This is a genomic window from Shinella sumterensis (assembly GCF_004514425.2).
Lineage (GTDB): Bacteria > Pseudomonadota > Alphaproteobacteria > Rhizobiales > Rhizobiaceae > Shinella > Shinella sumterensis.
Genome location: NZ_MYFN02000008.1, coordinates 65,812 through 89,262, shown reverse-complemented (window position 1 = coordinate 89,262; position 23,451 = coordinate 65,812). Strand labels below are relative to the sequence as shown.

Sequence of the window (23,451 nt, the reverse complement as noted above, 5' to 3'; positions counted from 1 at the left end):
CCGGAGACCCCCATGGCGCGGATCGTGGCTTTCCTGACGTTGTGGCTGTGCCTGCTGGTCGGGGGCGCCGCACAGGCGGAAGAATATTTCGACCGCTACCATTCCGACATCACGGTGGCCAAGAACGGCGTCCTGACCGTGACGGAGACGATGCGGGTCCATGCCGAGGGCGACAAGATCCGTCGCGGCATCTATCGCGATTTCCCGCTCACCTTCACGGATGCCGGTGGCCACGGGCGCGAGGTGGGGTTCAAGGTGCTGAGCGTCGAGCGCGACGGCCAGCCCGAGCCCTATCGCACGGAAACCATCCGCCGGGGTGTGCGCATCTATTTCGGCTCGAGCGACAGGCTGCTGTCGCCGGGCTTTCACGAATACCGGCTGACCTACGAGACGACGCGGCAGATCCGCTTCTTCGATACCCATGACGAGCTCTACTGGAACGTGACCGGCACGGAATGGGCCTTCCCCATCCGCGCGGCGAGCGCTGCCGTCACGTTGCCTGCGGGCGTCACGGCGCAGGAGCTGACCGCCTTCACCGGGGAGTTCGGCTCCGGCGACAAGAATGCGCGCGCCGAAAACCGCGGCAACCGCGCGCTGTTCGAAACGACGCGGGCGCTCGCGCCCTATGAGGGCCTGACGATCGCCGTGAAGATGCCGGCGGGCAGCATCGACAAACCGACGCCCGAGGAGGAGCGCGCGCTGTTCTTCAGCGACAACCGCAATCTCTTCCTCTCCTTCGGCGGGCTCGTGCTCGTCGTCGGCTATTATCTCTGGGCGTGGCTTTCCGTGGGGCGCGATCCGCCGCCCGGCGTCATGGTGCCGCGCTGGGATGCGCCGGAGGGCATTTCGCCGGCACTCGTCAACTATATCGATGGCAAGGGCTTTGGCGGGCAGGGTTGGACGGCCGTCGCCGCGGCTTTCCTCAGCCTTGCCGTCAAGGGCCTCGTCGAACTGAAGGATCTCAAGAAATCCATCGTCGTCAGCCGTACGGGCAAATCGCCTTCCGGCGCGCTGCCCACCGGCGAGGCTGTCCTGTTTGCCGCGTTGCCGTCGGATGGCGGCGATTTCGTCATCGAGAAGGCGAACGGCAAACGGGTGCAGACGCTCGGCGGCAGTTTCCGCGATGCCATGGAAAAGGAGCACCGCCACAAATATTATCTGGCGAACTGGCCGCAGGTGATCGGCGGTATCCTCCTGTCGCTCGCCTGCCTTGTCGCGCTGCTGATCTTCGGCTCCCTGCCGGAGGAGGGTGCTGCCCTCGTCATCCTGCCGGTCTTCGCCGCCGTCTTCGTTTCGATCTTCGCCATGGCGCTGGGCCGCAGTCTGCGGCAGGCCAAAACGCTCGGCGCGCGCATCCTCGCCGTGGCCATGATCGCCTTTGTCAGCTTCGTGCTCCTGACCGTGTTCGGAGGCATTGCGCTTGCGGTCTTCGCCGAGGCCGAGGCGGCCGGCGAGATGCCGCTTTTCGTTGCGGTCGGCGGCATCGTCGTCGCCAATATCGTCTTCTTCTTCCTGATGGGCGCACCCACGCCGCTCGGACGCAGGATGATGGATGGCATCGAGGGACTGCGCCAGTATCTGACGCTTGCCGAGAAGGACCGCATGAACATGGCCGGCGCGCCGGAAATGTCCCCCCGCCATTTCGAGACGCTGCTGCCCTATGCGGTGGCGCTCGGCGTGGAAAAACCCTGGTCGCAGACCTTCGACCGCTGGCTGCTGTCGGCCGCGGCTGCGGGCGCGGCGGCCGCTGCCTACCAGCCCGGCTGGTATCATGGCGATGGTTTCTCGTCGGGCCGCTTCTCCGACCGGATGGGCAATTTCGCCGGGTCGATGGCCGGCACCATGCAATCCTCGCTGCCGGATCCGCCGAAAAGCTCGTCCTCCGGCTTCTCGTCGGGCGGCGGTTTCTCCGGCGGCGGCGGTGGCGGCGGTGGCGGCGGCGGCTGGTAGCTCAGAGGTCCTGATAGTTCAGCGGCGTCACGTCGACCAGGCGATGTCCGGGCTTGGCCATGACGCCGGCAGCGGCGGCAAGACCTGCTTTCGCCTCGCCTGAGACGGTGATGGAGAAGGTGGTCCCCGTGCCGCCGGCAAGGGTCACGACACCACTCGTCTGCGCTTGCGCGCCCGCCGAAACGGCGGCCTCGGCGGTGGCTTTGAGCAGGCTTGCGGCGGGGATCGAAGCGGTCAGGATATTGTCGACGGGTTCGAACGGCTTTTCCGGCAGCAGGCTGCCGAAGGCCCAGATGGCTTTCAGCGCCGCCTTCGTCATCGGCGCGACATTCACGTCGATGTCGTTCAGCGCGCCCTTCACCCGGTAGGGGCAGCGCCGCTTCGTGCAGTTGGCGGCGGCCGAGAATTGCCAGAGCGCGTAGTTGTCCCAGTTGCCCATCGGGAAGCTGCCGGTGATGCCGGGCTTGTAACGGGCATACCAGAGCGGCAGGCGCGAAAGGATCCGGTAGCGGTCACGGTTGGCGGCAATGTGCAGCGCCGTGATGTGATTGGTGTAGAGCACGGGGTATCGGCCCGTGCGCGTGCGGACATGGCCGGCAAAGACCTGGGCGTCTTCGAGCGACATGTAGCGGTCCGGATCGAGCCCCTCGATATCGAGCACCATCATCTCGTCGTCCTGGGGATTGGCATAGTCGAGGAAATGATTGGCCTGTTCGATCGGGTTGCCGGGGCGGGCGAGGTGGTAGGCGCCCCAGAGCAGGCCCTTGGAGCGGGCGAGCAGCCGCCGCGTCTCGTAGAGTTCGCGGCTGACCGCATATTTGCGCCACATGGTCTTGCAGTGCGCGAACGTATCGCCGCCATGGTCGCCCTGGCAGCTGTAGCTCTCCGGCAGTCCGTCGGACGCCTTTGAGATGAAGCCCGCGATGCGCTTGTCCGTCAGCATGTCGGACCAGTCGATTTCGTTCAGCTCATAGGCGTCGATGACGATGGCGTTCTCAGGCTTCTTCCACGGTTCGACGTCGGCGGCCGCCGCGGCAAACGGAAGGGACGTCGAAAGGAGAAGGGCGGCAAGGCCGGAAAACTGCGCGGAATGCATGGATGCTCCTTCGCGAATCGCTGGTTTTTCGCGAAGCCCGATGCTGCGGCAGACATGGTTAAGGAACGTTGAAACCTGGCGGCGGGAACAATCGCCGGTCTTTCGCGTTCCGCTGGCAATTATGCCGTCCTATGATGACGGCGAGACCAGGGAGAAACGCCATGAGACTGACCAGCAAGTGCCTTGTCGTTGCGCTTTCGGCGCTGTTTGCCGCGACGCCGGTCGCGCCAGTGGGCGCCATGCCCTTGCCGGTCGTGAAGGTCCAGCCGGCCGAAACCAGCACCGGCGCCCAACTCGTCGACCATCGCGTCTATCCGCGCCGGCACTGGCGCGGCAATCGCCATTGGCGTGGCGACCGTCATTGGCGCGGCAATCGCGGCTGGAACCGCCACCACGGGCGTTACTACCGCGACCGCTGGCATCATCGCCGCCATTATGGTCGCTACTATCGCCATCGCGACAATGCCTGGGTGCCGCTCGCCATCCTGGGCATGGGGGCGGTGGTGGGCAGTTCCGTCGCCCGCGACCGGCGCGTCTATTCCGGCGGCCGCAGCCATGTCAGCTGGTGCGCCAACCGCTACCGCTCGTATCGCGCCTATGACAACACGTTCCAGCCCTATAACGGCCCGCGCCGCCAGTGCTACTCGCCCTATCGGTGAGCGCACTCGGCCGAAGGGTATCGAGACAAAGGCTGACCGGGTGACCGGTCAGCCTTTTCTTTTGCCGAGCGCGGCAAGCCGGGTCGGGCCAAACATTGACGTTTACGTAAAAATCAATAATCTGCCCGCCAAGGAGCCGCGCTTCGGCTGAGCGCGCGCAGAGGAGGATAGAGATGTACAAGGCGCCGGTCGAGGAGATTGCGTTCACCCTCAAGCACGTGGCGGGCCTCGCGCCCGCGCTCGACGGCGGCCATCTCGGCGACCTCACCGACGATCTCGTCGACGCCATCCTTGCCGAAGCCGGCCGCTTCGCGAGCGAGGAGATCGCTCCGCTCGGCGCGATCGGCGACACGCAGGGCGCCCGCTTTGCCGATGGCACGGTGACGATGCCGACTGGTTGGCCGGCGCTCTACAAGGCCTGGGCGGACGGCGGCTGGAACTCGCTGACCGCGTCGCCGGATTTCGGCGGGCAGGGGTTGCCGCATATGCTGCACGTCGCCGCATTGGAAATGTGGAACAGCGGCTCCATGGCCTTTGCCATTGGCCCCACACTCACCATCGGCGCCATCGAGGCCCTGACGGCGCACGGCTCCGACCACCTGAAGAACACCTATCTGCCGAAAATGGTGTCGGGCGAATGGATGGGCTCGATGAACCTCACCGAGCCGCATGCCGGTTCCGATCTCGGCGTGATGAAGACCCGCGCCGAGCGTCGCGGTGACGGCACCTATCGCCTGTTCGGCCAGAAGATCTTCATCACCTATGGCGAGCACGATTTCACCGACAATATCGTGCATCTCGTTCTCGCCCGCCTGCCGGATGCGCCGGCCGGCACGCGCGGCATCTCGCTGTTCCTGGTGCCCAAGTTCCTCGTCAACGAGGATGGCTCGCTCGGCCCGCGCAACGATGCCTACTGCCATTCCATCGAACACAAGCTCGGCATCCACGGCTCGCCCACCTGCACCATGATCTATGGCGACGGCCGCTTCGGGGAGGAACCGGGCGCCATCGGCTGGCTGGTCGGCGAGGAGAACCGCGGGCTCGCCTGCATGTTCACCATGATGAACAATGCGCGCCTCGCCGTCGGTATGCAGGGCGTGGCCATCGCCGAAGCCGCCACCCAGAAGGCCATCGCCTATGCGAAGGAGCGCACGCAGGGCAAGGCGCCCGGCTGGCAGGGTTCGGGCATGAGCCCCATTATCGAGCATCCGGATGTCGTTCGCATGCTGCTGACCATGAAGGTGCTGACCCAGGGTGCGCGCGCCATCACCTATGCCTGCGCCCACGCCGTTGACATGGCGCATGGTGCGGATGCCAGGCACTGGGCCGAACGCGCGAGCCTCCTCACGCCCGTCGCCAAGAGCTTCGCCACGGATGCCGGCGTCGATGTCGCCTCGCTCGGCGTCCAGGTGCATGGCGGCATGGGCTTCATCGAGGAAACGGGTGCCGCCCGCCTTTACCGCGATGCGCGGATCGCGCCGATCTATGAGGGCACCAACGGCATCCAGGCCATCGATCTCGTGACGCGCAAGCTGCCGCTGTCGGAGGGAAATCACATCCGCGGTTTCATAGCCGAATTGCGGGATATCGCCGCAAAGGCGGCTGCCAGCAACATGCCGGCGCTGGGCGAGACCGGCGAACGGCTTACCGCCAGCATTGCCGACCTGGAAGCCGCCACCGATTGGCTGCTCGCCGCCGTCTCCGAAGGCCGGCAGGTCGAGGCGCTTGCCGGGGCCACGCCCTATCAGCGCCTCTTCGGCCTGGTGTTGACCGGTGCCTATCTCGCCAAGGGCGCGCTTGCCGATGGCGGCGATGGCCGCAACGAGGAGCGCGCGGCGCTCTGCCGCTTTGCGGCGGAGAATGTCATCGGCGAGACCGCCGCGCTGCGCGAACGGGTGATCGGCGGCGCGGCGAGCCTCGCGGCAGCGCGCGCCGTTCTGGGCTGAAAGGAAGAGAGCATGACCGACCATATCCTGATCGAGCGTCCCGAGGCCGCACCGGGCGTCCAGGTGATCCGCTTCAATCGCGCCGACAAGAAGAACGCCATCACCCGTGCGATGTACGAGGCCATGACGGCGGCGCTGAAAGAGGGCGATGTGGACGAGGGCGTGCGCGCCACCGTCTTCCTCGGCTCCGACGGCTGCTTCTCCGCCGGCAACGATCTCACCGATTTCATGGCCGTCGCGATGGGCGGCGCCATGGCGCGCGAGGCGGTCGATTTTCTCTACGCGCTCGCCACCTACACGAAGCCGCTCGTTTCCGGCGTGGACGGGCTTGCCATCGGTATCGGCACCACGATCCACCTGCATTGCGACCTGACCTACGCCTCCGACCGCACGCAGTTCCGCACGCCCTTCGTGGACCTCGCGCTGGTGCCGGAGGCGGCCTCCAGCCTGCTTGCGCCGCGCCTCATGGGCCACCAACGGGCCTTCGCGCTGCTGGCTGCCGGGGACGGCTTTTCCGCAAGCGCGGCGAAGGAGGCAGGCCTTGTCTATGCGGTCGTCGAGCCCGGTGCCGTCGAACGCGAAACGCTCGCTGCCGCAGGCCGCCTTGCCGCCAAGCCGCCGAAGGCGCTGGCCATTGCGCGCAACTTGGTTCGCGGCGACCGGTCGGATGTGATTGCGCGCATCGATGAAGAACTCGGCCATTTCTCCGCGCAGCTGAAGAGCCCGGAGGCGCGCGCAGCCTTCGAGGCGTTCATGACGCGCCGTTGAGCCGACCCTATTTTTCCAGAACCGCAACCGCCTCGACATGGGCCGACCAGAGGAACTGGTCGATGGGTGTCACGAGGCGGATCCGGTAGCCGGCGGCGGTCAAGATTGCCAGGTCGCGGGCAAGGCTGATCGGGTTGCACGACACGGCGACAATGGTCTTCACACCGGAGCGGGCAAGTTCCTTGCACTGGTCCTCCGCGCCCGCGCGCGGCGGATCGAAGACCACGGCATCGTAGACCTTCAGTTCGGAGGCCATCAGCGGGCGGCGGAAGAGATCGCGTCTTTCGATGGTCACGGGCTTCAGGCCCTGCGTGTTGCGCGCGGCATGGTCCAGCGCCTTGATCGCCTTTTCGTCGCCTTCCACCGCATGCACCTTGGCCTGGCGCGCGATGCGCAGGGCGAAGGTGCCGGAGCCCGCGAAGAGGTCGGCGACCCGCTTGGCCTTGCCGAGCGCGGCCAGCACGAGGTCGGCCATGGCCTCCTCGGCGGGTTTCGTCGCCTGGGTGAAGCCGCCGGACGGCGGGGAGACGCGCACGCCGCCGAACTCGATCTCCGGCTTCATCGGCTCGATCAGGATTTCGCCGTCGCTGGTCACGCGCGCGATACCGCGCAGCGCCAGCACGCTTTCGGTCACGGCATGGCGTTCCCGGGAGCCGACCTTCTTCACGCCCTCGAAGGCGAGGTCGAGGCCCGTCAGCGTTTCCAGCACGGTCACGCGGAACGGCTCGGCCGAGGTGGCGATGGCCGCCGCGACCTGGCGGATCGCATCCAGCCGGGAAACGATGCCGTCGCTGGCGATGGGACAGTGCTCGATGGAAACGATGTGGTGGCTGCCGGCCTGGTTGAAGCCCAGCAGCATGCCCTTTTCCGTCTTGCGCGCGGTGAAGGTGACGCGGCGCCTTTGGCCGGGCGCGGCCGTGACGAGCGGCGCCACATCCGGCGTCAGCCCCTTGGATTTCAGCGCGTTGACGACGAGCGAGCGCTTGAAGTCATGATAGAGCGCGTCGCCCGCATGCTGCAGCGTGCAGCCGCCGCAGGTGCCGTTCTTGCCGTCAGGGCCGAAATGCACGCAGGCGGGCGTGATCCGCTCGGGCGAGGCGACCGACATGGACATGACGGTGCCGTGGTTCTTGACGCGCGCGACGGCGACCGTCTCGCCGGGCAGGGTGAAAGGCACATAGACCGGGCCGGCGGGCGTGTCGGCAATGCCGTCGCCGCCGCTGCCGAGCCGCGCGATGGTGAGCGTCTCGGTCGTCATGGCTTCACGCCTCCCAGCAGGAATTCGACGTTGCCGTCGCCGCCGGCAATCGGCGAGGGGATGAGGCCGAGGCTCTTCCAGCCCATGTCCTCCACCAGCCAGCGCTCCAGCTCGGCAGCGACCGCGGGCGCGCTGTCGGGGTCTTTCAGAAGCCCCGCCTTGCTGATCGCCTCGCGGCCCGCCTCGAATTGCGGCTTGACGAGAAGCACGCAGAAGGCGCCGGCTTCAGCGAAGGAGAGCGCCGGTGGCAATGCGAGCTTCAGCGAGATGAAGGACACGTCCGAGACGATGCAGCCGACAGCCCGGTCAATGTCATCGCGGGTGAGCGCCCGCGCATTCAGGCCTTCAAGGTTGGTGACACGTGCGTCGGCGCGCAGCTTCGGATGCATCTGGTCGTGGCCAACATCGATGGCGACGACATGAGCGGCGCCCCGCTCCAGCAGCACCTGCGTGAAGCCGCCGGTGGAGGCGCCGATATCGAGACAGTCGAGGCCTGCGGGATCGAGACGGAAATGGTCGAGCGCTGCCGTCAGCTTCAGCGCGGCGCGCGACACGTAGTCCTGCGCGGGGTCGTCGATGGCGATGACGGCGGAAGCGGGAAAGCAGGAACTCGGCTTGGTGACGACGCGGCCGTTGACGGTCACGGTGCCGCGCGCGATGGAATCGCGCGCCCGCGAGCGGCTGGGCACGAGGCCGGCATTCAGCAGGAGCTGGTCGAGGCGGATGGTTTCGGTGGGTTCGGACATCGCCTCTCATGACGCCTTGCGCGAAAAGAGGCAAGCCCCGGAATCACAGCCAGATGATGCGGCCGGGAAAGGCGCGCGCCGAATCGAGATCGATCAGCGCCGAAATACCCTGCAAGGTCGCCTGCGGCGGCTCGCGCCGGACGATCACGGGTTCCTCGCCGATATCGTGCGACTTGCGGATATCCGGCAGCTTCTTCTGAAGGATGGCGATCGCCGCGGCCTCGATGGCCGGGTCATGCACTGGCCGCTCGTCCGCCGCCATCGCCGGCGCATGGCAAAGGGTGGCGGCGAGAACCGCAAGACGCACGTAACGCATGGTGAAAATCCCTGTCCGGTCTTTTTTGTCTTTGACGGGACACTAGCAGCCGGAGGTTTCGGAACGGCCAAGGGATGTGGTTACGCGGTTGCAAAACGGCATGGTTGAGAAAAGGTGACGCGCCGGAGAAAGACGCGCCACGGTCTCGCCGGGGAGAGGCTGGGGCCGGTCAGCCGGCCGCGCCGACCCCGATGGCCTTCTGGCCGAGCGCCTTGAAGACGGTGGACACGATGCCCGCGCGGTCGAGGCCGGCCTTGGCATACATCGCGTCGGGCTTGGCCTGTTCCATCCAGAGATCGGGCAGCACCAGCGGGCGCACCTTCAGCCCGTGGTCGAGCAGGCCTTCCATGGCGAGGAACTGCAGCACATGGCTGCCGAAGCCGCCCACCGCACCTTCCTCGATGGTGATCAGCACCTCGTGGTGGCGGGCAAGCTGGCGGACCAGGTCGTGGTCGAGCGGCTTGGCGAAGCGCGCATCGGCAACCGTCGTGGAAAGCCCGGCGGCGTCGAGGTCCTCGGCGGCCAGCAAACAGTCGGCCAGGCGGGTGCCGAAGGACAGCAGCGCCACCTTGGAGCCCTGCTTGACGAGGCGTCCCTTGCCGATCTCGAGGATTTCGCCCCGCGCCGGCATCTCGACGCCCACGCCCTCGCCACGCGGATAGCGGAAGGAGATCGGGCCGGCGTCATAGGCGGCTGCGGTGCGCACCATGTGCTTCAGCTCCGCCTCGTCGGCGGCGGCCATCACCACGAAGCCCGGAAGCGTCGCGAGATAGGTCGTGTCGAACGAGCCGGCATGGGTCGGCCCGTCGGCGCCGACGAAACCGGCGCGGTCGATGGGAAAACGCACCGGCAGACCCTGGATGGCCACGTCGTGCACCACCTGGTCGTAACCGCGCTGGAGGAATGTCGAATAGAGCGCGCAGAACGGCTTGTAGCCCTCGGCGGCAAGGCCGGCGGCGAAGGTTACGGCGTGCTGTTCGGCGATACCCACGTCGAAGGTGCGCGCCGGGAAGGCATTCGCCAGCTTGTCGAGCCCGGTGCCGGCTGGCATGGCGGCGGTGACGCCGACGATCTTCTCGTCGAAGCCGGCTTCCTGCACGAGCGCTTCCGCGAAGACCGAGGTATAGGCCGGCGCATTCGGTTTCGCCTTGGCCTGCGCGCCGGTGATCACGTCGAATTTGTTGACGCCGTGATATTTGTCGGCGGCGGCTTCGGCGGGCGGATAGCCCTTGCCCTTCTGCGTCACGACATGGATGAGCACGGGCCCCTTGGCATTGTCGCGCACGTTGCGCAGCACCGGCAGCAGGTGATCGAAGGAATGGCCGTCGATCGGGCCGATATGGTAGAAGCCCATTTCCTCGAACAGCGTGCCGCCGGTCACATAGCCGCGCGCATGCTCAACGGCGCGGGTGATCGCGCGGTCGACCGTCTTGCCGAGATAGGCCGTCAGCTTCTTGCCGAGTTCGCGGAAGCCCATATAGGTGCGGCCGGAGGCGAGGCGCGCGAGATAGGCGCTCATCGCGCCCGTCGGCGGGGCGATCGACATGTCGTTGTCGTTGAGGATGACGATGAGGCGTGCATCGAGCGCGCCGGCATTGTTCAGCGCCTCATAGGCCATGCCCGCCGACATCGCGCCGTCGCCGATGACGGCAATGACATTGCGATGTTCGCCCGCAAGATCGGCCGCGACCGCCATGCCGAGGCCGGCGGAAATCGACGTCGAGGAGTGGGCGGCGCCGAAGGGGTCGTATTCGCTTTCCGCGCGGCGGGTGAAGCCCGAAAGGCCGTCTTCCTGGCGCAGCGTGCGGATACGGTCGCGCCGGCCGGTCAGGATCTTGTGCGGGTAACACTGGTGGCCGACATCGAAGATCAGCCGGTCCTTCGGCGTATCGAAAACCTTGTGGATGGCGATGGTGAGTTCCACCACGCCGAGGCCAGCGCCGAGATGCCCGCCGGTGCGCGAAACGGCGTCGATCATTTCCGACCGCAGTTCGCTGGCGAGCTGCGGCAGGTCGCGATCGTCCACGGCCTTCAGGTCTGCGGGAATGCGGACCTGGTCAAGCAGGGGGGTGGCTGGCGTCTGTGTCACTCTCATGCCTCGTTGTCGCGCCCGCCGGCGATGCCTCCCTCACGGAGGCACGGCCCGGGCATGCGGTTTCGCAACCGCGCTTGCCTGTCAAATGCAGAATGCCGAGCGCGATTTCAACCTTTTCGGCAAGTCTAGATTGGTTTTCGGCGGATTGATACCGCTCAATCCGTCACAGGCGCGGACTCTCTGCGCGCATTGGGGCATTTTGCAGACACGCCCCGGCGGCACTCACCGCTTTTTGGCACTGCGCGATGCCCGATTGAGCGCGATGGCCGCGCGAACCAGGTCTTTCAGTGCCTCCTCGCTGATCGCATCGCCCTCGCGCAGATCGATGGCCCGGCGCGTATTGCCCTCCAGGCTGGCGTTGAACAGGCCCTCCGGGTCTTCCAGCGCAGCGCCCTTGGCGAAGGTCAGCTTGACCACGGCCTTGTAGGTCTCGCCCGTGCAGATGATGCCGCCATGTTCCCACACCGGCACGCCGCGCCATTTCCATTCCTCGACAATATCGGGGTCGGTCTCACGGATAACGGCGCGCACCTTGGCCAGCGTTTCACCACGCCAGTCCGCCAGTTCGGAAATCCGGCGGTCGATCAGTACGGAAGGCGATTCGGTCCCGTTCTTTTCCTCGGTCATCGCGGCTGTCCTCGATATGGCGTTACAGGCGCTCGCCGGGAAGCGCGCTTGCCTGGCTAATCCAAGCCGCAAGCTGTCGTTCGTCCAGCGCCTCGCCTTCATGGATATGGAAATAGCGCGTCTCGTCCGTCTTGGAAGACACCGGCGGAACGGGATCGAGCGACGTGCCGCGAAAGAAGGTCAGCTTTATGTATTTCGCAAAGCAGTGATAGCTGAGGAACCAGCCTTCGCCCTCCACGCCATAGAAGGGCGAGTTCCACTTCACCGCCTTGCGGACGCCCGGTACGGTCTTTTCGATGAGAGCGTCGAGCTTGCGGCCGACGTCGCTCTTCCAGCCTGGCATGGCCGCGATGTAGGCCTTTACCGGCGCGTCACCTTCTCCCTTGGCGATCTGCGGGTTGCCGCCTGAGAGAAGGACGACGCCGTCCGGTTTTGTTGCCTTGTCAGCCATGCATCTCCTCCCGTTTTGCCTGGCACTCTTGCAATCGAATCTGTCAGCCTGCGGGCAGGGGTACGAATTCCTCCTCGTCGCCGGGCACGATGTCGAAACGGCCGGTGCGCCACTCCTCCTTGGCCTGCTCGATGCGCTCCTTGGAAGAGGATACGAAGTTCCACCAGATATAGCGCTTGGAGCCCAGCGCCGCGCCGCCGAACAGCATGATGTGACAGCCCTGCGGGCCGGCCTTGAGCGTGATCGCGTCGCCGGGGCGGAAAACCAGAAGCTGGTCGGACGCGAAGACATCGCCCGCCACATCGAGCGTTCCCGAGAGCACATAGACCGCGCGCTCCTCCCAGTCCGCGGCAAGCGGCGCGGAAGCGCCCGGTGCAAGCGTCAGGTCGGTATAGAGCGTATCGGTCGGCACGCTGACGGGCGAGGCATGACCCTCATAGCGGCCGATGATCGTGCGGCCGGTAATGCCGTCGGCGGAGAAGGCCGGAAGCTCCGCCTTGGTGGTGTGGGCAAAGACCGGAGCGGCCTCTTCCAGATGGTCCGGAAGGGCAAGCCAGGTTTGCAGACCCGAGATCGACTGCGGCCGGCCGCGCAGGTTTTCCGGCGAGCGCTCCGAATGAACGATGCCGCGTCCAGCCGTCATCAGGTTCACATCGCCGGGCGCCACGACCATTTCCGTGCCCAGGCTGTCGCGATGCTTGATCTCGCCGTCGAAGAGATAGGTGACGGTGGACAGGCCGATATGGGGATGCGGCTTCACATCGATCGCCTCGCCCGCGCGCAGCAACGCCGGTCCCATGCGATCGAAGAAGATGAACGGGCCGACGAGCCGGCGCTTGGCCGTCGGCAGGGCGCGCCGCACCTCCAGTCCGCCGATATCGCTGGTGCGCGGAATGATCAGCAGCTCCAGCGCGTCGCAGGCCGGCGCATCACCGGCTTCGGGATCCTGTCCGGGAAAAAAGCTCATGGCACCCTCCTGTCGTTGGTTCGTGGGCTCCATGCTAGCGGGCGGGGCGGAGCGTGGATAGGGCGCGTGCTGTTGACGGTGTGGTCAGCCTTGGCCATTTCTGGCTTTTGGCCCGCGCCACGCCATATTCGCCGAAAGCAGGAGACGATCATGACCGGACAGAACCTCGAAGCGCTCTACCGCGGTTACATTGCCTGTCTCAACAGGCAGGATTGGGCCGATCTCGGCAGTTTCGTCCACGAGGATGTGCATTATAACGGCAAGCGGATCGGCCTTTCAGGCTACCGCACCATGCTGGAGGGCGACTTCAAGGCAATCCCCGACCTGCATTTCGCCATCGACTTCCTGGTGATCGACCCACCGCGCGTGGCAAGCCGCTTGCTCTTCGACTGCACGCCGGTGGGCGACCTTTTCGGCCTGGCGGTCAATGGCCGCAGGGTGTCGTTCACCGAAAACGTCTTCTACGAATTCGAGGATGCGCGTATCCGCAACGTCTGGTCGATCATCGACAAGGCCGCGGTCGCAGCACAGGTCTGAAGGCTTACGCGCCGTCGAGCGGTTCGGTGCCCTGCGGCTTGCCGGCGCGGTCGAGGCGGATCTTCTCGATGCGGTTCTCGGCGGCCGAAAGCAGCGTCTCGCAGTGCTTCTTCAGCGCTTCGCCGCGCTCGTAGATCTCGATGGAACGGTCGAGTGGCACGTCGCCGCGTTCCAGCGCCGCGACGATCTTTTCCAGTTCCTCGACGGCCTGTTCGAAGGACAGCGCCGAAACATCGGTGGCGGGGGTTGGGGTGTTCATGGTCAGCCTCTCATCAGGCGATAGATATGGGTGGCGGCGGATTCGGCAAGGCCTTCCAGGTCGTAGCCGCCTTCCAGCAGGCTGACGACGCGGTGATCGGCCGATTTTTCGGAGAGTTCCATCAGCCGCGCCGTCGCCCAGTCGAAATCGTCGGCGACGAGATTGATCTGCGCCAGCGGATCGCGGTGATGCGCATCGAAGCCGGCAGAGATGATGATCACGTCCGGCTTGAAATCGGCGACCCGCGGCAGCACGCGCGACTTGAAGGCGTCGCGGAAATGATCGCTGCCGTCGTTGGGCGAAAGCGGTGCATTGACGATGTTGCCCGCGCCGGTCTCGTCCTTCGCGCCGGTGCCGGGATAGAGCGGCATCTGATGCGTCGAACAGAACAGCACGGAGGGATCGTTGAAGAAGATGTCCTGCGTGCCGTTGCCGTGGTGCACGTCCCAGTCGACGATGGCGACGCGCTCGGCGCCATGCGCCTTCTGCGCGTGGCGGGCGGCGATCGCGGCATTGTTGAAGAAGCAGAAGCCCATCGCCTTCTCGCGCTCGGCGTGGTGGCCGGGCGGGCGGGCCGCGACGAAGGCGTTGTGGGCCTTGCCGGAAAAGACGGCGTCGACGGCCGCGACCGCGCCGCCGATGCCGGTCAGCGCCGCCTGAAGGCTTGCGGGACTGGCATGGGTATCGGCCTCGAAATGGTTGATGCCTTCCTCGGGGATTGCGTCCATCACCGCGCGCAGATGGCTTTCGGGATGGGCGAGCAGCACGAAATCCTCGTTCGCCTGCGGTGCCTTTTCACGCACCAGCGGGGCGAAGCGCTCATGCTCCAGCGCAAGGTTCAGCGCGCGGATGCGGTCGGACCGCTCCGGGTGGCCCTCGGGCGTGTGATGCTCGAGGAAGATCGGGTTCTCGAAAAGGAACGTCGTCATGGCCGGAAGCTATCCATTGCGGTTGGCGCGGTCCACGGGAAATGGGCCGGTGTCCACGCCTTTTCAACGGTCATGGCGCAAGAAGCAGCTTGCCGGTGCGCGCCGGGTCATCCTGGCGATCGAGTGCGGAGGCAAGCTGTGAAAGCGGGTACACCCCGTCGATGGCGGAACCGAGCACCCCGGCGCGGATGCCCGCAAAGCTGCGCGCAAAGGCGGTCACGATATCGGCGCGCGGGGCGGCATGCACCCAGTTGCGCAGCCAGAGGAAGAAGAACGCCACCGCCTCGCGCCTTTCCGCCACCAGTGCCGGGTTAAGCTGCGCGCCGGAAAGCGCGCCGTACTGGATGAACGCGCCGCCGGCCCTGATCTGCCGGAACAGCCCATTGCCGGCCTCGCCGCCGACCGCATCGAGCACGGCATCGAGATCGGGCGCCGCCGCAAGCGCGATCTCGCCGGCAAAGGTTTCGGCAAGCCGTTCGGCCGTTGCGGCGCTGCGCACGAGCGCGACGGGATGGAAGCCCGCCTCGGCGAGCAGCACGAGCAGCATCCGGCCGATGGCGGATGCTGCGGCGGTGACGCCCACGCGCCGATTGCCGGCGGTGCTAAAATGCGCTTGCACGGCATCGATCAGCCGAAAGGCCGTAAGCGGGTTCACATAGGCCATGGCGGCCTGATCGTCGGACAGGTCGTCCGGCACGGCAAAACACCACACCGCCGGCCGCACGAGCCGCTGCTGCCACAGCCCGCTCGCGCCGATCGGCAGCACGCGCTGGCCGATGGACAAGCCGGTGACACCGGCACCAAGGCCCATGATTTCGCCCACGCCCTCGAAGCCCGGCACGAAGGGCAGGGTGGTGCGGCTGCGATAGGCGCCGGTGACGGGGATGAGGTCGGAGGGATTGATTGCCGCGCGCCGGATGCGGATTTCCACCGCGCCGGGACCGGGTGCCGCGGGATCGGCCTCTTCGAGGTCAATCACTTGCCGGGGGTCGCCGAAGGCTCTAACAACGGCACGAAGCATGGTCTAACCCCGGGATACGACGTGGAACAGGCGGCAGACATCACGGCCAGCGATATCAGGATACCGTTCCGCGATATAGACATGCACGGCCACATGCACAATGCCGCCTATTACGCCCATGCCGAGGCCGCGGTCGCCGCCCTGTGGCGCCATCGGCCGCAGGGTCCGGAGGACCCCGTCTATTTCGTGCGCAAGTCCGCCTGCACCTTCCATTACGGTCTGAAGCTGGACGACATCGCGCAGTTCAAGGTCGCGGTGACACGGATCGGCGCGACCTCGCTCACCTTCACCGTGGCGATTTCATCCGAAGGGCGCCCGGTGGCCGACCTTGAGATCGTCTGGGTCGCCGTCGACCCCGCAAGCCGCCAGCCGGTCAACGTGCCGCAGCGGGTGCGCGACTGGCTGAAGTCATTCCTCGCCTGAGGCGGTTTCGACGGAAAGCCAGTCCGGCCGGCAATCCTCGAAGGAATGGTATTGCGGCGCAACTGCTGGATCCCGCGGATCATCGAAGCCGCCGATGAGGAGCGCCACGACCGGGTCGTCGTCGATGGCGCCGATCGAGCTGCCGCAGGCCGGACAGAAGGCGCGGCTGGAATAATCGGAGGAACGCCAGGTCGAAGGCTTTCCGCCGGTGCCCGTCCACGCCACGCGCTCGGCCGGAAACTCCACCCAGGCGGCGGTCGGCGCGCCACTATGCTGCTGGCAGAACCGGCAGGAGCAGGTGTGCGGCTTTTCCGCGGGCGCCGTCGCTTCGAAGCGGATCGCACCGCACAGGCAGCCGCCGGTATAGATCGTCTTGCGCATGTCGGTCCTCATACCTTTCGGAAAAGCGTGGCGATGCCCATGCCGCCGCCGATACCCATCATCGCCAGCGCCGGGGTGCCTTCCGCCGCATCGCGCATCTGCGCGAAAAGCCGCGTGACGAGGATCGCGCCCGATGCGCCATAGGGATGGCCGAGCGCCAGCGCCCCGCCATCGCGATTGACGGCGGCAGGATCGATGCCGAGGCAATCGAGGCAGGCCAGAACCTGCGCGGCAAAGGCCTCGTTGAATTCGAGGAAGGGCACGCGTGCGGCATCGAGGGCGGCATTGCGCGCCGTAAGCTTGTGCACGGCCGGCACGGGACCGAGCCCCAGCAGGTTGGGGTCGACGCCGACGGTGACGCTGTCCACGATCTCCAGGAGCACCGCCAGGCCGAGCGCCCGCGCCGCCGCAAGCGATGTGACGAGCACGACCGACGCCCCGTCGTTGACCGGGCAGGCATTGCCCGCGGTCACGGTGCCCTCGGGCCGGAAGACGGGTTTCAGGCCGGCGAGTTTCTCAAGCGAGGTGTTTTCGCGCGGGCACTCGTCCTGCGCCACGAGGCCGCCGGGCGTCTCGACCGGCACGATCTCGCCGTCGAACCGCCCGGCCTTGCGGGCCGCGACCGCCCGGCGGTGGCTTTCGAGCGCGAAGGCGTCTTGCCGCGCGCGGCTGATGCCGGCATGGGCGGCGACGTTTTCGGCGGCGATCCCCATGTCCGGGTCGCCGATGGCATCGGGCGCCATGCGGGCGCGCGGCACGGGTTCCGGCACGCCGCCCGGCATTGCCGGCGGGCGCAGGCGCAGATGGGCGCGGCTGGTGCTTTCCGTGCCGCCGGCCAGGTAGAAGCGACCGGCGCCGGCCTGCACGAGCCGCGCGGCCAGCGCAATCGCCTCCAGCCCGGAACCGCATTGCCGGTCGACCGTGAGACCGGGCACGGCGACCGGCAGGCCGGCCTCCAGCGCGGCGAGGCGTGCGAGGTTGCCAGCGCTGTTGGCGGCATTGCCGAGGATCACGTCATCGACGGCATCGGGCGCAAGGCCCGTGTCGGCCAGGATCCGGCGGATGAGCGGTACGGCAAGGCTTGCCGGCTCGATGGCGGCGAGCGTGCCGTTGATGCGGCCGATCGGCGTGCGCACCGCCGCCGCGACGACGGGAATGCGGGCGGGATCAGACGAGGCGTTCGAGCGCATCGCTGTCCTCCGCAACCCATTGTCGCACCGTCTTGGCCTCAACCTTGCCGGACGGTGTGACCGGCATTGCCGGGCACAGCCAGATCCGGCGCGGATGCTTGTAGCGCGGCAGCACCGCGGCCATGGCCGCCCGCAGGTCGTCTGCCGCAAGGCCGTCCGCCGACGGCTCGATCACGGCCACAAGCTCGCTGCCGAGATCGGCGTGGTCGCGGCCGAAGACATGGGCGGCGCGCACGCAGGCCAGGCCGAGCAGGGCCGCCTCCACCTCGGACGGATAGATGTTGTTGCCGCCCGAAAGCACCATGCCGCCGGACCGGCCGAGCAGGTGCAGCGTTCCGTCCGCATCGAGAAAGCCGAGGTCGCCGACGGTCGCGCGCGTGCCGAAACGCTTGAGCCCCGCGCCGTCGCCCGCACCGAGATAACCCGTGGCGACAAGCGGGCTTTGCACGAAGATCGTGCCCGTCTCCCCCACCGGCACCGGATTGCCGGCCTCGTCGAGAACAGAGACGGCGACGCCGGGAAAGGCGTGGCCCACGGCCGTCGAGGATGCGGCGGCATCCGGCCGCGTGACGGTGATGAAACCCAGCTCGGACGCCCCGTAATATTCGCGCAGCGCCGCCTGCGGGAAGTGGTGGCGGCTGAGCGCATGATCGCCCGCCGTCAGCTTGGCGCCCGCCACGGTGATGGTCTCGACGCTCGCCACCGGCGGCCCCTCGCAGAGCCGGCGCAGCATGGTGGGCACGAGCACGAGGCGGCGAATGCCGCCTGTCCGGATCGTTTCGCGGGCGCTTGTCGCCTCGAAATGCGTTGCGGAATGGAAGGCCGCGCCGGCAAGCAGCGTCTCGGTCATGGCATAAAGCGCAAGCCCGTGGGCGAGGGGGCCGGGGGCATAGCTGTGCGTTTCGGCATCAATGCCGAAGAACGGGGCGCCCGCCGAAAGGCTGATGCGCCATGAGCGGCGGTCGCGGATGATCGGTTTCGGATCGGCCGTGGTGCCTGACGTGAAGACGATGAGGAACGGGTCGTCATCGCGCCCCTCGGGCAGGGGCGGCGCGGCGGTGGTCGCGCTTTCGACGATGCGGAGCGACGCGCCCGTGCGGGGCGCGTTGGCGAGAAGGCCGTCGCCGTTTGCCGTGACGACGATATCGGGCGCGAGCGTCTCCAGCATCCGGCCGCGCATCGCGTCGGGCAGATGCGGATCGATCAGCGCTGCGCAATTGTCGCCCGCCGTGGCGGCGACAAAGGCGGCCGGAAAGAGCGCATGGTTGCCGCAAACGAGCGCGATCAGGCGCGTCGTCGGGCCGATGACGCTTTCGCCTTGCGAAGCGAGGCTCGTGAAGGCGCCGTGGCAGGCCCGGGCGGTCGCGGCGAGAGCCCCATAGGAAAGAACCCGGTCCTCCAGATGGAAAGCCGGGTTCTGCGGATTGCGTGCGGCGTGCCGTTCGATGGCGCCGGAAAGCGGCATGGGCTCAGGCGCGCTGCGGCAGAAGCGGATAGCCGGCAAGCACCGCGCGCGCGGCAAGCATGGCGACGAACGCCTTGATCAGGTCGCCCGGCAGGAAGACCAGCGAGGCCGCCGCCGTTTCGAAAAAGGCCTTGCCGCTCATATAGGCAAGCCACGGCATGCCGAAGAGATAGACGATGCCGATGCCGCCGACGACCGACGCCAGGAGAAAGGACAGGAACTGCGACAGTTCCGACTGGTCTTGCTTCACGAGACGTTCTGAGATCAGGCCGCAGACGAAGGCGCCGACCACCCAGCCGAAGATATAACCGGCACTCGGTCCTGCAAAGACTGCGAGCCCGCCGCGGCCACCCGAAAGCACCGGAAGGCCGATGGCGACGAGAAGAAGCACCAGCAACATGGCAGCGGCACCGCGCCGTGCCCCGAGAATGCATCCCGCGAGCATCGGGCCGAGCGATTGTGCCGTGATCGGCACGGGAATGAAGCCGAGCGTGATCGGCGGCAGCAGGCCGAGAACCACCATGATGGCGGCGAAGAGGGCAACAAGCACGATGTCTCTTGTGGTCACGTCCGAATCCCCAAAAACGGTAAAGAGAAGGTTTAGTGCCGCCGAAAACCGCGGGCGTCAATCGCCATGGCGATCGTGTCGGCATCCTTCAGTGTCAGGATGATCAGCGGAACGAGCACCGTGAATGGCCGCACACGCAGGCCGCGCGCCCTGTGCGCATCGGCAATCTCGCCGTAGCGCGCGAAGATTTCCGGCACGAAGCGGATGACGAGGCCCACCGCCAGGCTGACATCGGCCGCCCGCACGAAGCCGAAGCGTTCGAGCGGGGTAATCAGCCGCGTGATCTCGTCCATGAAGGCGGATATGCCCGTCGTCGCCGTCACCGCGGCGGCCAGCAACACCAGCGCCGACAGCCGGCAGAACACGACGAGCGCCTCGTGCAACGAATGGAACAGGTAGTTCGCGAGCGCGACGAGCAGCACCGTGAACAGCACGAAGCGCGTGCGCCGGAAGGCTTCCCCAAGCCCGATGCCGGTCGAGAGGTAAAGAAGGGCGGCCAGCGCCAGCGCGGGCACGAGAACGCGCAAATCCGAGATCAGCAGGAGCAGGATCGCGGCGGTAAACAGCAGGATGAGCTTGCCGCGCACCGGCAGGCGGTGCAGTGGCGAGTTGCCCTCGATGTCGAGCCCGTTCAGCATGACGCCAGGTTCCGGTAGGCGGCGATGGCGTTCGACGGCGTATCATCGGCGGCAAGCCGGCCTTCGTGGAACACAAGCACGCGGTCGAAGCTTTCGAGCAAAGCGAGGTCGTGGCTGATGACGAGCACCTGTTCGGGCAGGCCGGCGATGGTGCGCTCGATCAGCCCGCGGTTCTTCAGGTCGAGCTGGTTGGTCGGCTCGTCGAGGATCAGCAGGTCGGGCCCGGTGACGAGCACGCTGGCAATGGCGCCAAGCTGCGTCTCGCCGCCGGAAAGCTCATGCACGCGCCGGCGGGCGAGATGCGAAATGCCGAAGCGGGAAAGGATGGCGTCGGTCTTCCCGGCGATCTCCGCCTTGCTGAGCTTGCGGTTCTTCAGCCCGAAGGCGATGTCCTCGGCAAGGATCGGCAGGATCATCTGGTGTTGCGGGTTCTGGAAGATGAAGCCGGTCTTTCCGCGCGCCGCCGCTTCGTCCGTAACGGTGTCGAGCCCGTCGACCGTCACCGTGCCGGCGGTCGGCTTGACGAGGCCGTTGATCAGCCGCGCCATGGTGGTCTTGCCCGATCCGTTGAGGCCGACGACGCCGATGCGCCGTTCGGACAGCGTGAGCGTCAGCGGCTGGAGCGCGATGCGCGCGCCATAGGCCACCGTGGCGGCGGAAAAGACGATGTCCAAGAGCAGGTTCCCGGTTCGCGAAAGTCGACGGGACCTATAACATGACGGGGCGCAAAGAAAACCGGGTGGAACAAACCGGGAATATGTGTCTATGATCCGGCCATGACGATTCTGCTTTCCAATGCCGAGGCCCGGCGCATCTTCCTTTCGCGACAGGGGCTGAGCAGCCCGCCCGGCCGCGCGCTGGGCAAGACGGGGCTGCTTCAGCTCATCCACGATATCGGTTTCGTGCAGGTGGACAGCATCGCCACCGTCGAGCGGGCGCATCACCAGATCCTCTTCTCGCGCAACCAGACCTATCGGCGCGAGCACCTTGCCGAACTCCTGGAGAAGGACGGCGAGCTCTTCGAGCACTGGACGCATGACGCCTCCATCATCCCCAGCGCCTTCTTCCGCTACTGGAAGCATCGTTTCCGCCGCAAGGAGGCGTCCATCCTGGCGAACTGGCGCAAATGGCAGGGCGAGGGGTTCGACGCGACCTTCGAGGAGACCTACCGGCGCATCGCCGAAAGCGGGGCGGTGATGTCGCGCGACCTCAAGGTGGAGGATCACAAGTCCGGCGGCTGGTGGAACTGGCATCCGAACAAGACGGCGCTCGAATATCTCTGGCACACCGGCAAGCTGGCCATCGCGCGGCGCGAGAATTTCCAGAAGGTCTATGATCTCGCCGAGCGTGTCCTGCCGCAGCACCACCATGACCCCGCAGTCGAGCATGACGTCTTCATCGACTGGGCCTGCCGCAGCGCGCTGGAACGGCTGGGTTTTGCCACCCACGGCGAAATCGCCGCCTTCTGGGCGCTGGTCACGCCGGAGGAAGCGAAGGCCTGGGTCGATGCCAACAAGGCGGAGTTGCGTCAGGTCTTGATCGAGACCGCCGATGGCGGCAAGCCGCGCGCCGCCTATGCCTTCGCGCATTCGGCCGAAAGCCTGCGTGATGTGCCCGAGCCGCCTGCGCGCCTGCGCGTCCTCTCGCCCTTCGATCCGCTGATCCGGGACCGCAACCGCACGGAGCGTCTTTTCGGCTATTTCTACCGCATCGAAATCTTCGTGCCGGAGCCGAAGCGGCAATATGGCTACTATGTCTTCCCGCTGCTCGAAGGCGATCGCCTTGTCGGCCGGATCGACATGAAGGCCGACCGCAAGGCGGGCGTTCTCGCCGTCCGGCGCCTGTGGTGGGAGCCGAAGGTCCGCGGTTCCGCCGGTCGTCTGGAGCGGCTGGAGGCGGAACTGGCGCGCGTGGCCCGGTTCGCGGGCGTGGAGGACGTGCGCTATCTGGACGGCTGGCAGGGCGAGGGCGCGTAGCGCGGCCCCTCATCCGCCACCAGGATGGCCGGCCGGTTACGCCAGGCGTCCGGTCTGGCCGCGGTCGCGCAGGTAATGATCGGCGATCGCACAGGCGACCATGGCTTCGCCGATCGGCACGGCGCGGATGCCCACGCAGGGATCGTGCCGGCCCTTGGTGCGCACGTCGACATTGTTGCCGTCGGCATCGATGGAGCGGCGCTCGGTGAGGATGGAGGAGGTCGGCTTGATGGCAAAGCGCGCCACGACCGGCTGGCCGGTCGAGATGCCGCCGAGAATGCCGCCGGCGTGGTTCGACAGGAAGATCGGGTTGCCGTCATTGCCCATGCGCATCTCGTCGGCATTCTCCTCGCCGGTGAGTTCCGCCGAGGCGAAGCCCTCGCCGATCTCCACGCCCTTCACGGCGTTGATCGACATGAGAAGCGAGGCGATGTCCTGGTCGAGCTTGGCGTAGATCGGCGCGCCGATGCCGGCGGGCACGCCCTCTGCCACGACTTCCACGACGGCGCCGACGGAGGAACCCGCCTTGCGGATGCCGTCGAGATAGTCTTCCCAGACGGGCACGATGGCCGGATCGGGCGCGAAGAACGGGTTGTTGCCGACCTCGTTCCAATCCCAGTTGTTGCGGTCGATCCTGTGCTTGCCGATCTGCACCAGCGCGGCGCGCACGGTCAGCCCAGGCACGACCTTGCGGGCAAGGCCGCCGGCCGCGACGCGCGCGGCCGTCTCGCGGGCGGAGGAACGTCCGCCGCCGCGGTAGTCGCGGATGCCGTATTTGATGTCATAGGTATAGTCGGCATGGCCGGGTCGGTAGCGCCGCGCGATCTCGCCATAATCCTTGGAGCGTTGGTCGGTGTTCTCGATCAGCATGGAGACGGGGGTGCCGGTCGTGATCATGGTCTCGCCGTCGTCATCCAGCATCACGCCGGAGAGCACCTTGACGAGGTCGTCCTCGCGGCGCTGCGTCACGAAACGCGACTGCCCGGGCTTGCGCTTGTCGAGCCACGCCTGGATTTCGGCAAGCGTGAAGCGGATGCCGGGAGGGCAGCCGTCCACCACGCAGCCGAGCGCTACCCCATGGCTTTCGCCCCAGGTGGTGACGCGGAAGAGATGACCGAAAGTGTTGTGCGACATGAGCGGAACCGGACCGATAGGAAAGTGTGCCTTCTCTTAGTGGAAAAGGCA

Annotated in this window: 25 protein-coding genes; 7 read left to right on the top strand and 18 right to left on the bottom strand. The window is 66.7% G+C overall.

All coding sequences use genetic code 11. From position 1 onward, the window contains the following. The first annotated feature begins 12 nt into the window (after nucleotides 1-12). Complete coding sequence (locus tag B5M41_RS16070) at nucleotides 13-1,950, top strand: DUF2207 domain-containing protein (RefSeq protein WP_134648914.1); 1,938 nt, start codon at nucleotides 13-15, stop codon at nucleotides 1,948-1,950. Between the two features lies 1 nt (nucleotide 1,951). Here B5M41_RS16070 and B5M41_RS16065 read toward each other — a convergent pair whose 3' ends face one another. Next, nucleotides 1,952-3,046 (bottom strand): glycoside hydrolase family 25 protein, encoded by a 1,095-nt coding sequence (locus tag B5M41_RS16065; RefSeq protein WP_134648913.1) that lies wholly within the window; start codon nucleotides 3,044-3,046, stop codon nucleotides 1,952-1,954. A gap of 161 nt (nucleotides 3,047-3,207) precedes the next feature. On the opposite strand from B5M41_RS16065, the gene B5M41_RS16060 reads away from it, so the two are divergent. The 3 genes from B5M41_RS16060 (at nucleotide 3,208) to B5M41_RS16050 (ending at nucleotide 6,419) form a co-directional block, all read left to right on the top strand. After that, entirely contained in the window at nucleotides 3,208-3,705 is a 498-nt protein-coding gene (locus B5M41_RS16060) for a BA14K family protein (protein ID WP_230640133.1), read from the top strand. A 173-nt stretch (nucleotides 3,706-3,878) separates the two neighbouring features. Next, the gene (locus B5M41_RS16055; RefSeq protein ID WP_134648912.1) at nucleotides 3,879-5,651 is read left to right on the top strand and encodes an acyl-CoA dehydrogenase; all 1,773 of its coding nucleotides are present in this window, start codon (nucleotides 3,879-3,881) and stop codon (nucleotides 5,649-5,651) included. 12 nt (nucleotides 5,652-5,663) lie between these two features. Continuing rightward, nucleotides 5,664-6,419 (top strand): crotonase/enoyl-CoA hydratase family protein, encoded by a 756-nt coding sequence (locus B5M41_RS16050; protein ID WP_134648911.1) that lies wholly within the window; start codon nucleotides 5,664-5,666, stop codon nucleotides 6,417-6,419. Between the two features lie 7 nt (nucleotides 6,420-6,426). Here B5M41_RS16050 and B5M41_RS16045 read toward each other — a convergent pair whose 3' ends face one another. From B5M41_RS16045 to B5M41_RS16015, 7 genes are all read right to left on the bottom strand, one after another. Further along, nucleotides 6,427-7,677 carry a class I SAM-dependent RNA methyltransferase gene (locus tag B5M41_RS16045; protein WP_134648910.1) on the bottom strand — a complete coding sequence of 417 codons (1,251 nt, stop codon included), beginning with the start codon at nucleotides 7,675-7,677 and terminating at the stop codon, nucleotides 6,427-6,429. After that, nucleotides 7,674-8,423 (bottom strand): TlyA family RNA methyltransferase, encoded by a 750-nt coding sequence (locus B5M41_RS16040; protein ID WP_134648909.1) that lies wholly within the window; start codon nucleotides 8,421-8,423, stop codon nucleotides 7,674-7,676. The genes B5M41_RS16045 and B5M41_RS16040 overlap by 4 nt, the downstream gene beginning before the upstream one ends. A gap of 43 nt (nucleotides 8,424-8,466) precedes the next feature. Next, entirely contained in the window at nucleotides 8,467-8,739 is a 273-nt protein-coding gene (locus tag B5M41_RS16035; protein WP_134648908.1) for a hypothetical protein, read from the bottom strand. Nucleotides 8,740-8,908: 169 nt separating this feature from the next. Continuing rightward, complete coding sequence (gene dxs / locus B5M41_RS16030; RefSeq protein ID WP_167719012.1) at nucleotides 8,909-10,828, bottom strand: 1-deoxy-D-xylulose-5-phosphate synthase; 1,920 nt, start codon at nucleotides 10,826-10,828, stop codon at nucleotides 8,909-8,911. Between the two features lie 228 nt (nucleotides 10,829-11,056). Continuing rightward, on the bottom strand, nucleotides 11,057-11,461 hold the full coding sequence (locus B5M41_RS16025; RefSeq protein WP_134648906.1) for a DUF1801 domain-containing protein: 405 nt from the start codon (nucleotides 11,459-11,461) through the stop codon (nucleotides 11,057-11,059). Between the two features lie 22 nt (nucleotides 11,462-11,483). Beyond that, nucleotides 11,484-11,912 (bottom strand): DUF1801 domain-containing protein, encoded by a 429-nt coding sequence (locus B5M41_RS16020; RefSeq protein WP_134648905.1) that lies wholly within the window; start codon nucleotides 11,910-11,912, stop codon nucleotides 11,484-11,486. A 43-nt stretch (nucleotides 11,913-11,955) separates the two neighbouring features. Next, on the bottom strand, nucleotides 11,956-12,879 hold the full coding sequence (locus B5M41_RS16015) for a pirin family protein (protein WP_134648904.1): 924 nt from the start codon (nucleotides 12,877-12,879) through the stop codon (nucleotides 11,956-11,958). Between the two features lie 150 nt (nucleotides 12,880-13,029). Here B5M41_RS16015 and B5M41_RS16010 point away from each other — a divergent pair, with 150 nt between their 5' ends. Then, complete coding sequence (locus tag B5M41_RS16010; protein ID WP_134648903.1) at nucleotides 13,030-13,416, top strand: ester cyclase; 387 nt, start codon at nucleotides 13,030-13,032, stop codon at nucleotides 13,414-13,416. 4 nt (nucleotides 13,417-13,420) lie between these two features. Here B5M41_RS16010 and B5M41_RS16005 read toward each other — a convergent pair whose 3' ends face one another. From B5M41_RS16005 to B5M41_RS15995, 3 genes are all read right to left on the bottom strand, one after another. Then, nucleotides 13,421-13,675: an exodeoxyribonuclease VII small subunit gene (locus B5M41_RS16005; RefSeq protein WP_134648902.1), complete on the bottom strand. Its 255-nt coding sequence runs from the start codon at nucleotides 13,673-13,675 to the stop codon at nucleotides 13,421-13,423. A gap of 2 nt (nucleotides 13,676-13,677) precedes the next feature. Continuing rightward, nucleotides 13,678-14,604: a histone deacetylase family protein gene (locus B5M41_RS16000; protein ID WP_134648901.1), complete on the bottom strand. Its 927-nt coding sequence runs from the start codon at nucleotides 14,602-14,604 to the stop codon at nucleotides 13,678-13,680. Nucleotides 14,605-14,674: 70 nt separating this feature from the next. Then, complete coding sequence (locus tag B5M41_RS15995) at nucleotides 14,675-15,625, bottom strand: zinc-dependent alcohol dehydrogenase family protein (protein WP_134648900.1); 951 nt, start codon at nucleotides 15,623-15,625, stop codon at nucleotides 14,675-14,677. A 21-nt stretch (nucleotides 15,626-15,646) separates the two neighbouring features. On the opposite strand from B5M41_RS15995, the gene B5M41_RS15990 reads away from it, so the two are divergent. Beyond that, nucleotides 15,647-16,048, top strand: a complete 402-nt coding sequence (locus B5M41_RS15990; RefSeq protein ID WP_230640129.1) for an acyl-CoA thioesterase — start codon at nucleotides 15,647-15,649, stop codon at nucleotides 16,046-16,048. Here B5M41_RS15990 and B5M41_RS15985 read toward each other — a convergent pair. From B5M41_RS15985 to B5M41_RS15960, 6 genes are read right to left on the bottom strand one after another with little or no spacing between them, the layout of a single operon-like run. Further along, the gene (locus B5M41_RS15985) at nucleotides 16,034-16,429 is read right to left on the bottom strand and encodes a GFA family protein (protein WP_134648899.1); all 396 of its coding nucleotides are present in this window, start codon (nucleotides 16,427-16,429) and stop codon (nucleotides 16,034-16,036) included. The genes B5M41_RS15990 and B5M41_RS15985 overlap by 15 nt on opposite strands. An 8-nt stretch (nucleotides 16,430-16,437) precedes the next feature. Further along, a complete protein-coding gene (locus tag B5M41_RS15980; RefSeq protein WP_134648898.1) occupies nucleotides 16,438-17,619 on the bottom strand; it encodes a thiolase family protein in 1,182 nt (393 codons plus the stop codon). Further along, nucleotides 17,597-19,084, bottom strand: coding sequence for a class I adenylate-forming enzyme family protein (locus tag B5M41_RS15975; RefSeq protein ID WP_134648897.1), 1,488 nt, complete (start codon nucleotides 19,082-19,084; stop codon nucleotides 17,597-17,599). Before B5M41_RS15975 ends, B5M41_RS15980 begins: the two co-directional genes overlap by 23 nt. Before the next feature lie 4 nt (nucleotides 19,085-19,088). Next, the gene (locus B5M41_RS15970; RefSeq protein ID WP_134648896.1) at nucleotides 19,089-19,652 is read right to left on the bottom strand and encodes a biotin transporter BioY; all 564 of its coding nucleotides are present in this window, start codon (nucleotides 19,650-19,652) and stop codon (nucleotides 19,089-19,091) included. 32 nt (nucleotides 19,653-19,684) lie between these two features. Next, nucleotides 19,685-20,290 carry an energy-coupling factor transporter transmembrane component T family protein gene (locus B5M41_RS15965; protein ID WP_134648895.1) on the bottom strand — a complete coding sequence of 202 codons (606 nt, stop codon included), beginning with the start codon at nucleotides 20,288-20,290 and terminating at the stop codon, nucleotides 19,685-19,687. Beyond that, complete coding sequence (locus B5M41_RS15960; protein ID WP_134648894.1) at nucleotides 20,284-20,964, bottom strand: energy-coupling factor ABC transporter ATP-binding protein; 681 nt, start codon at nucleotides 20,962-20,964, stop codon at nucleotides 20,284-20,286. Before B5M41_RS15960 ends, B5M41_RS15965 begins: the two co-directional genes overlap by 7 nt. Before the next feature lie 102 nt (nucleotides 20,965-21,066). On the opposite strand from B5M41_RS15960, the gene B5M41_RS15955 reads away from it, so the two are divergent. Beyond that, nucleotides 21,067-22,266, top strand: coding sequence for a winged helix-turn-helix domain-containing protein (locus tag B5M41_RS15955; protein WP_134648893.1), 1,200 nt, complete (start codon nucleotides 21,067-21,069; stop codon nucleotides 22,264-22,266). Between the two features lie 36 nt (nucleotides 22,267-22,302). Here the strand turns inward: B5M41_RS15955 and aroC are convergent, their stop codons facing one another. Beyond that, complete coding sequence (aroC, locus tag B5M41_RS15950) at nucleotides 22,303-23,400, bottom strand: chorismate synthase (protein ID WP_134648892.1); 1,098 nt, start codon at nucleotides 23,398-23,400, stop codon at nucleotides 22,303-22,305. Nucleotides 23,401-23,451 lie beyond the last annotated feature (51 nt).

Excerpts from the sequence above, each read along its gene's own strand:
- B5M41_RS16070 (WP_134648914.1), top strand. The coding sequence starts at position 13 with ATGGCGCGGATCGTGGCTTTCCTGACGTTGTGGCTGTGCCTGCTGGTC.
- B5M41_RS16065 (WP_134648913.1), bottom strand. The coding sequence starts at position 3,046 with ATGCATTCCGCGCAGTTTTCCGGCCTTGCCGCCCTTCTCCTTTCGACG.
- B5M41_RS16060 (WP_230640133.1), top strand. The coding sequence starts at position 3,208 with ATGAGACTGACCAGCAAGTGCCTTGTCGTTGCGCTTTCGGCGCTGTTT.
- B5M41_RS16055 (WP_134648912.1), top strand. The coding sequence starts at position 3,879 with ATGTACAAGGCGCCGGTCGAGGAGATTGCGTTCACCCTCAAGCACGTG.
- B5M41_RS16050 (WP_134648911.1), top strand. The coding sequence starts at position 5,664 with ATGACCGACCATATCCTGATCGAGCGTCCCGAGGCCGCACCGGGCGTC.
- B5M41_RS16045 (WP_134648910.1), bottom strand. The coding sequence starts at position 7,677 with ATGACGACCGAGACGCTCACCATCGCGCGGCTCGGCAGCGGCGGCGAC.
- B5M41_RS16040 (WP_134648909.1), bottom strand. The coding sequence starts at position 8,423 with ATGTCCGAACCCACCGAAACCATCCGCCTCGACCAGCTCCTGCTGAAT.
- B5M41_RS16035 (WP_134648908.1), bottom strand. The coding sequence starts at position 8,739 with ATGCGTTACGTGCGTCTTGCGGTTCTCGCCGCCACCCTTTGCCATGCG.
- B5M41_RS16025 (WP_134648906.1), bottom strand. The coding sequence starts at position 11,461 with ATGACCGAGGAAAAGAACGGGACCGAATCGCCTTCCGTACTGATCGAC.
- B5M41_RS16020 (WP_134648905.1), bottom strand. The coding sequence starts at position 11,912 with ATGGCTGACAAGGCAACAAAACCGGACGGCGTCGTCCTTCTCTCAGGC.
- B5M41_RS16015 (WP_134648904.1), bottom strand. The coding sequence starts at position 12,879 with ATGAGCTTTTTTCCCGGACAGGATCCCGAAGCCGGTGATGCGCCGGCC.
- B5M41_RS16010 (WP_134648903.1), top strand. The coding sequence starts at position 13,030 with ATGACCGGACAGAACCTCGAAGCGCTCTACCGCGGTTACATTGCCTGT.
- B5M41_RS16005 (WP_134648902.1), bottom strand. The coding sequence starts at position 13,675 with ATGAACACCCCAACCCCCGCCACCGATGTTTCGGCGCTGTCCTTCGAA.
- B5M41_RS16000 (WP_134648901.1), bottom strand. The coding sequence starts at position 14,604 with ATGACGACGTTCCTTTTCGAGAACCCGATCTTCCTCGAGCATCACACG.
- B5M41_RS15995 (WP_134648900.1), bottom strand. The coding sequence starts at position 15,625 with ATGCTTCGTGCCGTTGTTAGAGCCTTCGGCGACCCCCGGCAAGTGATT.
- B5M41_RS15985 (WP_134648899.1), bottom strand. The coding sequence starts at position 16,429 with ATGCGCAAGACGATCTATACCGGCGGCTGCCTGTGCGGTGCGATCCGC.
- B5M41_RS15980 (WP_134648898.1), bottom strand. The coding sequence starts at position 17,619 with ATGCGCTCGAACGCCTCGTCTGATCCCGCCCGCATTCCCGTCGTCGCG.
- B5M41_RS15975 (WP_134648897.1), bottom strand. The coding sequence starts at position 19,084 with ATGCCGCTTTCCGGCGCCATCGAACGGCACGCCGCACGCAATCCGCAG.
- B5M41_RS15965 (WP_134648895.1), bottom strand. The coding sequence starts at position 20,290 with ATGCTGAACGGGCTCGACATCGAGGGCAACTCGCCACTGCACCGCCTG.
- B5M41_RS15955 (WP_134648893.1), top strand. The coding sequence starts at position 21,067 with ATGACGATTCTGCTTTCCAATGCCGAGGCCCGGCGCATCTTCCTTTCG.
- aroC (WP_134648892.1), bottom strand. The coding sequence starts at position 23,400 with ATGTCGCACAACACTTTCGGTCATCTCTTCCGCGTCACCACCTGGGGC.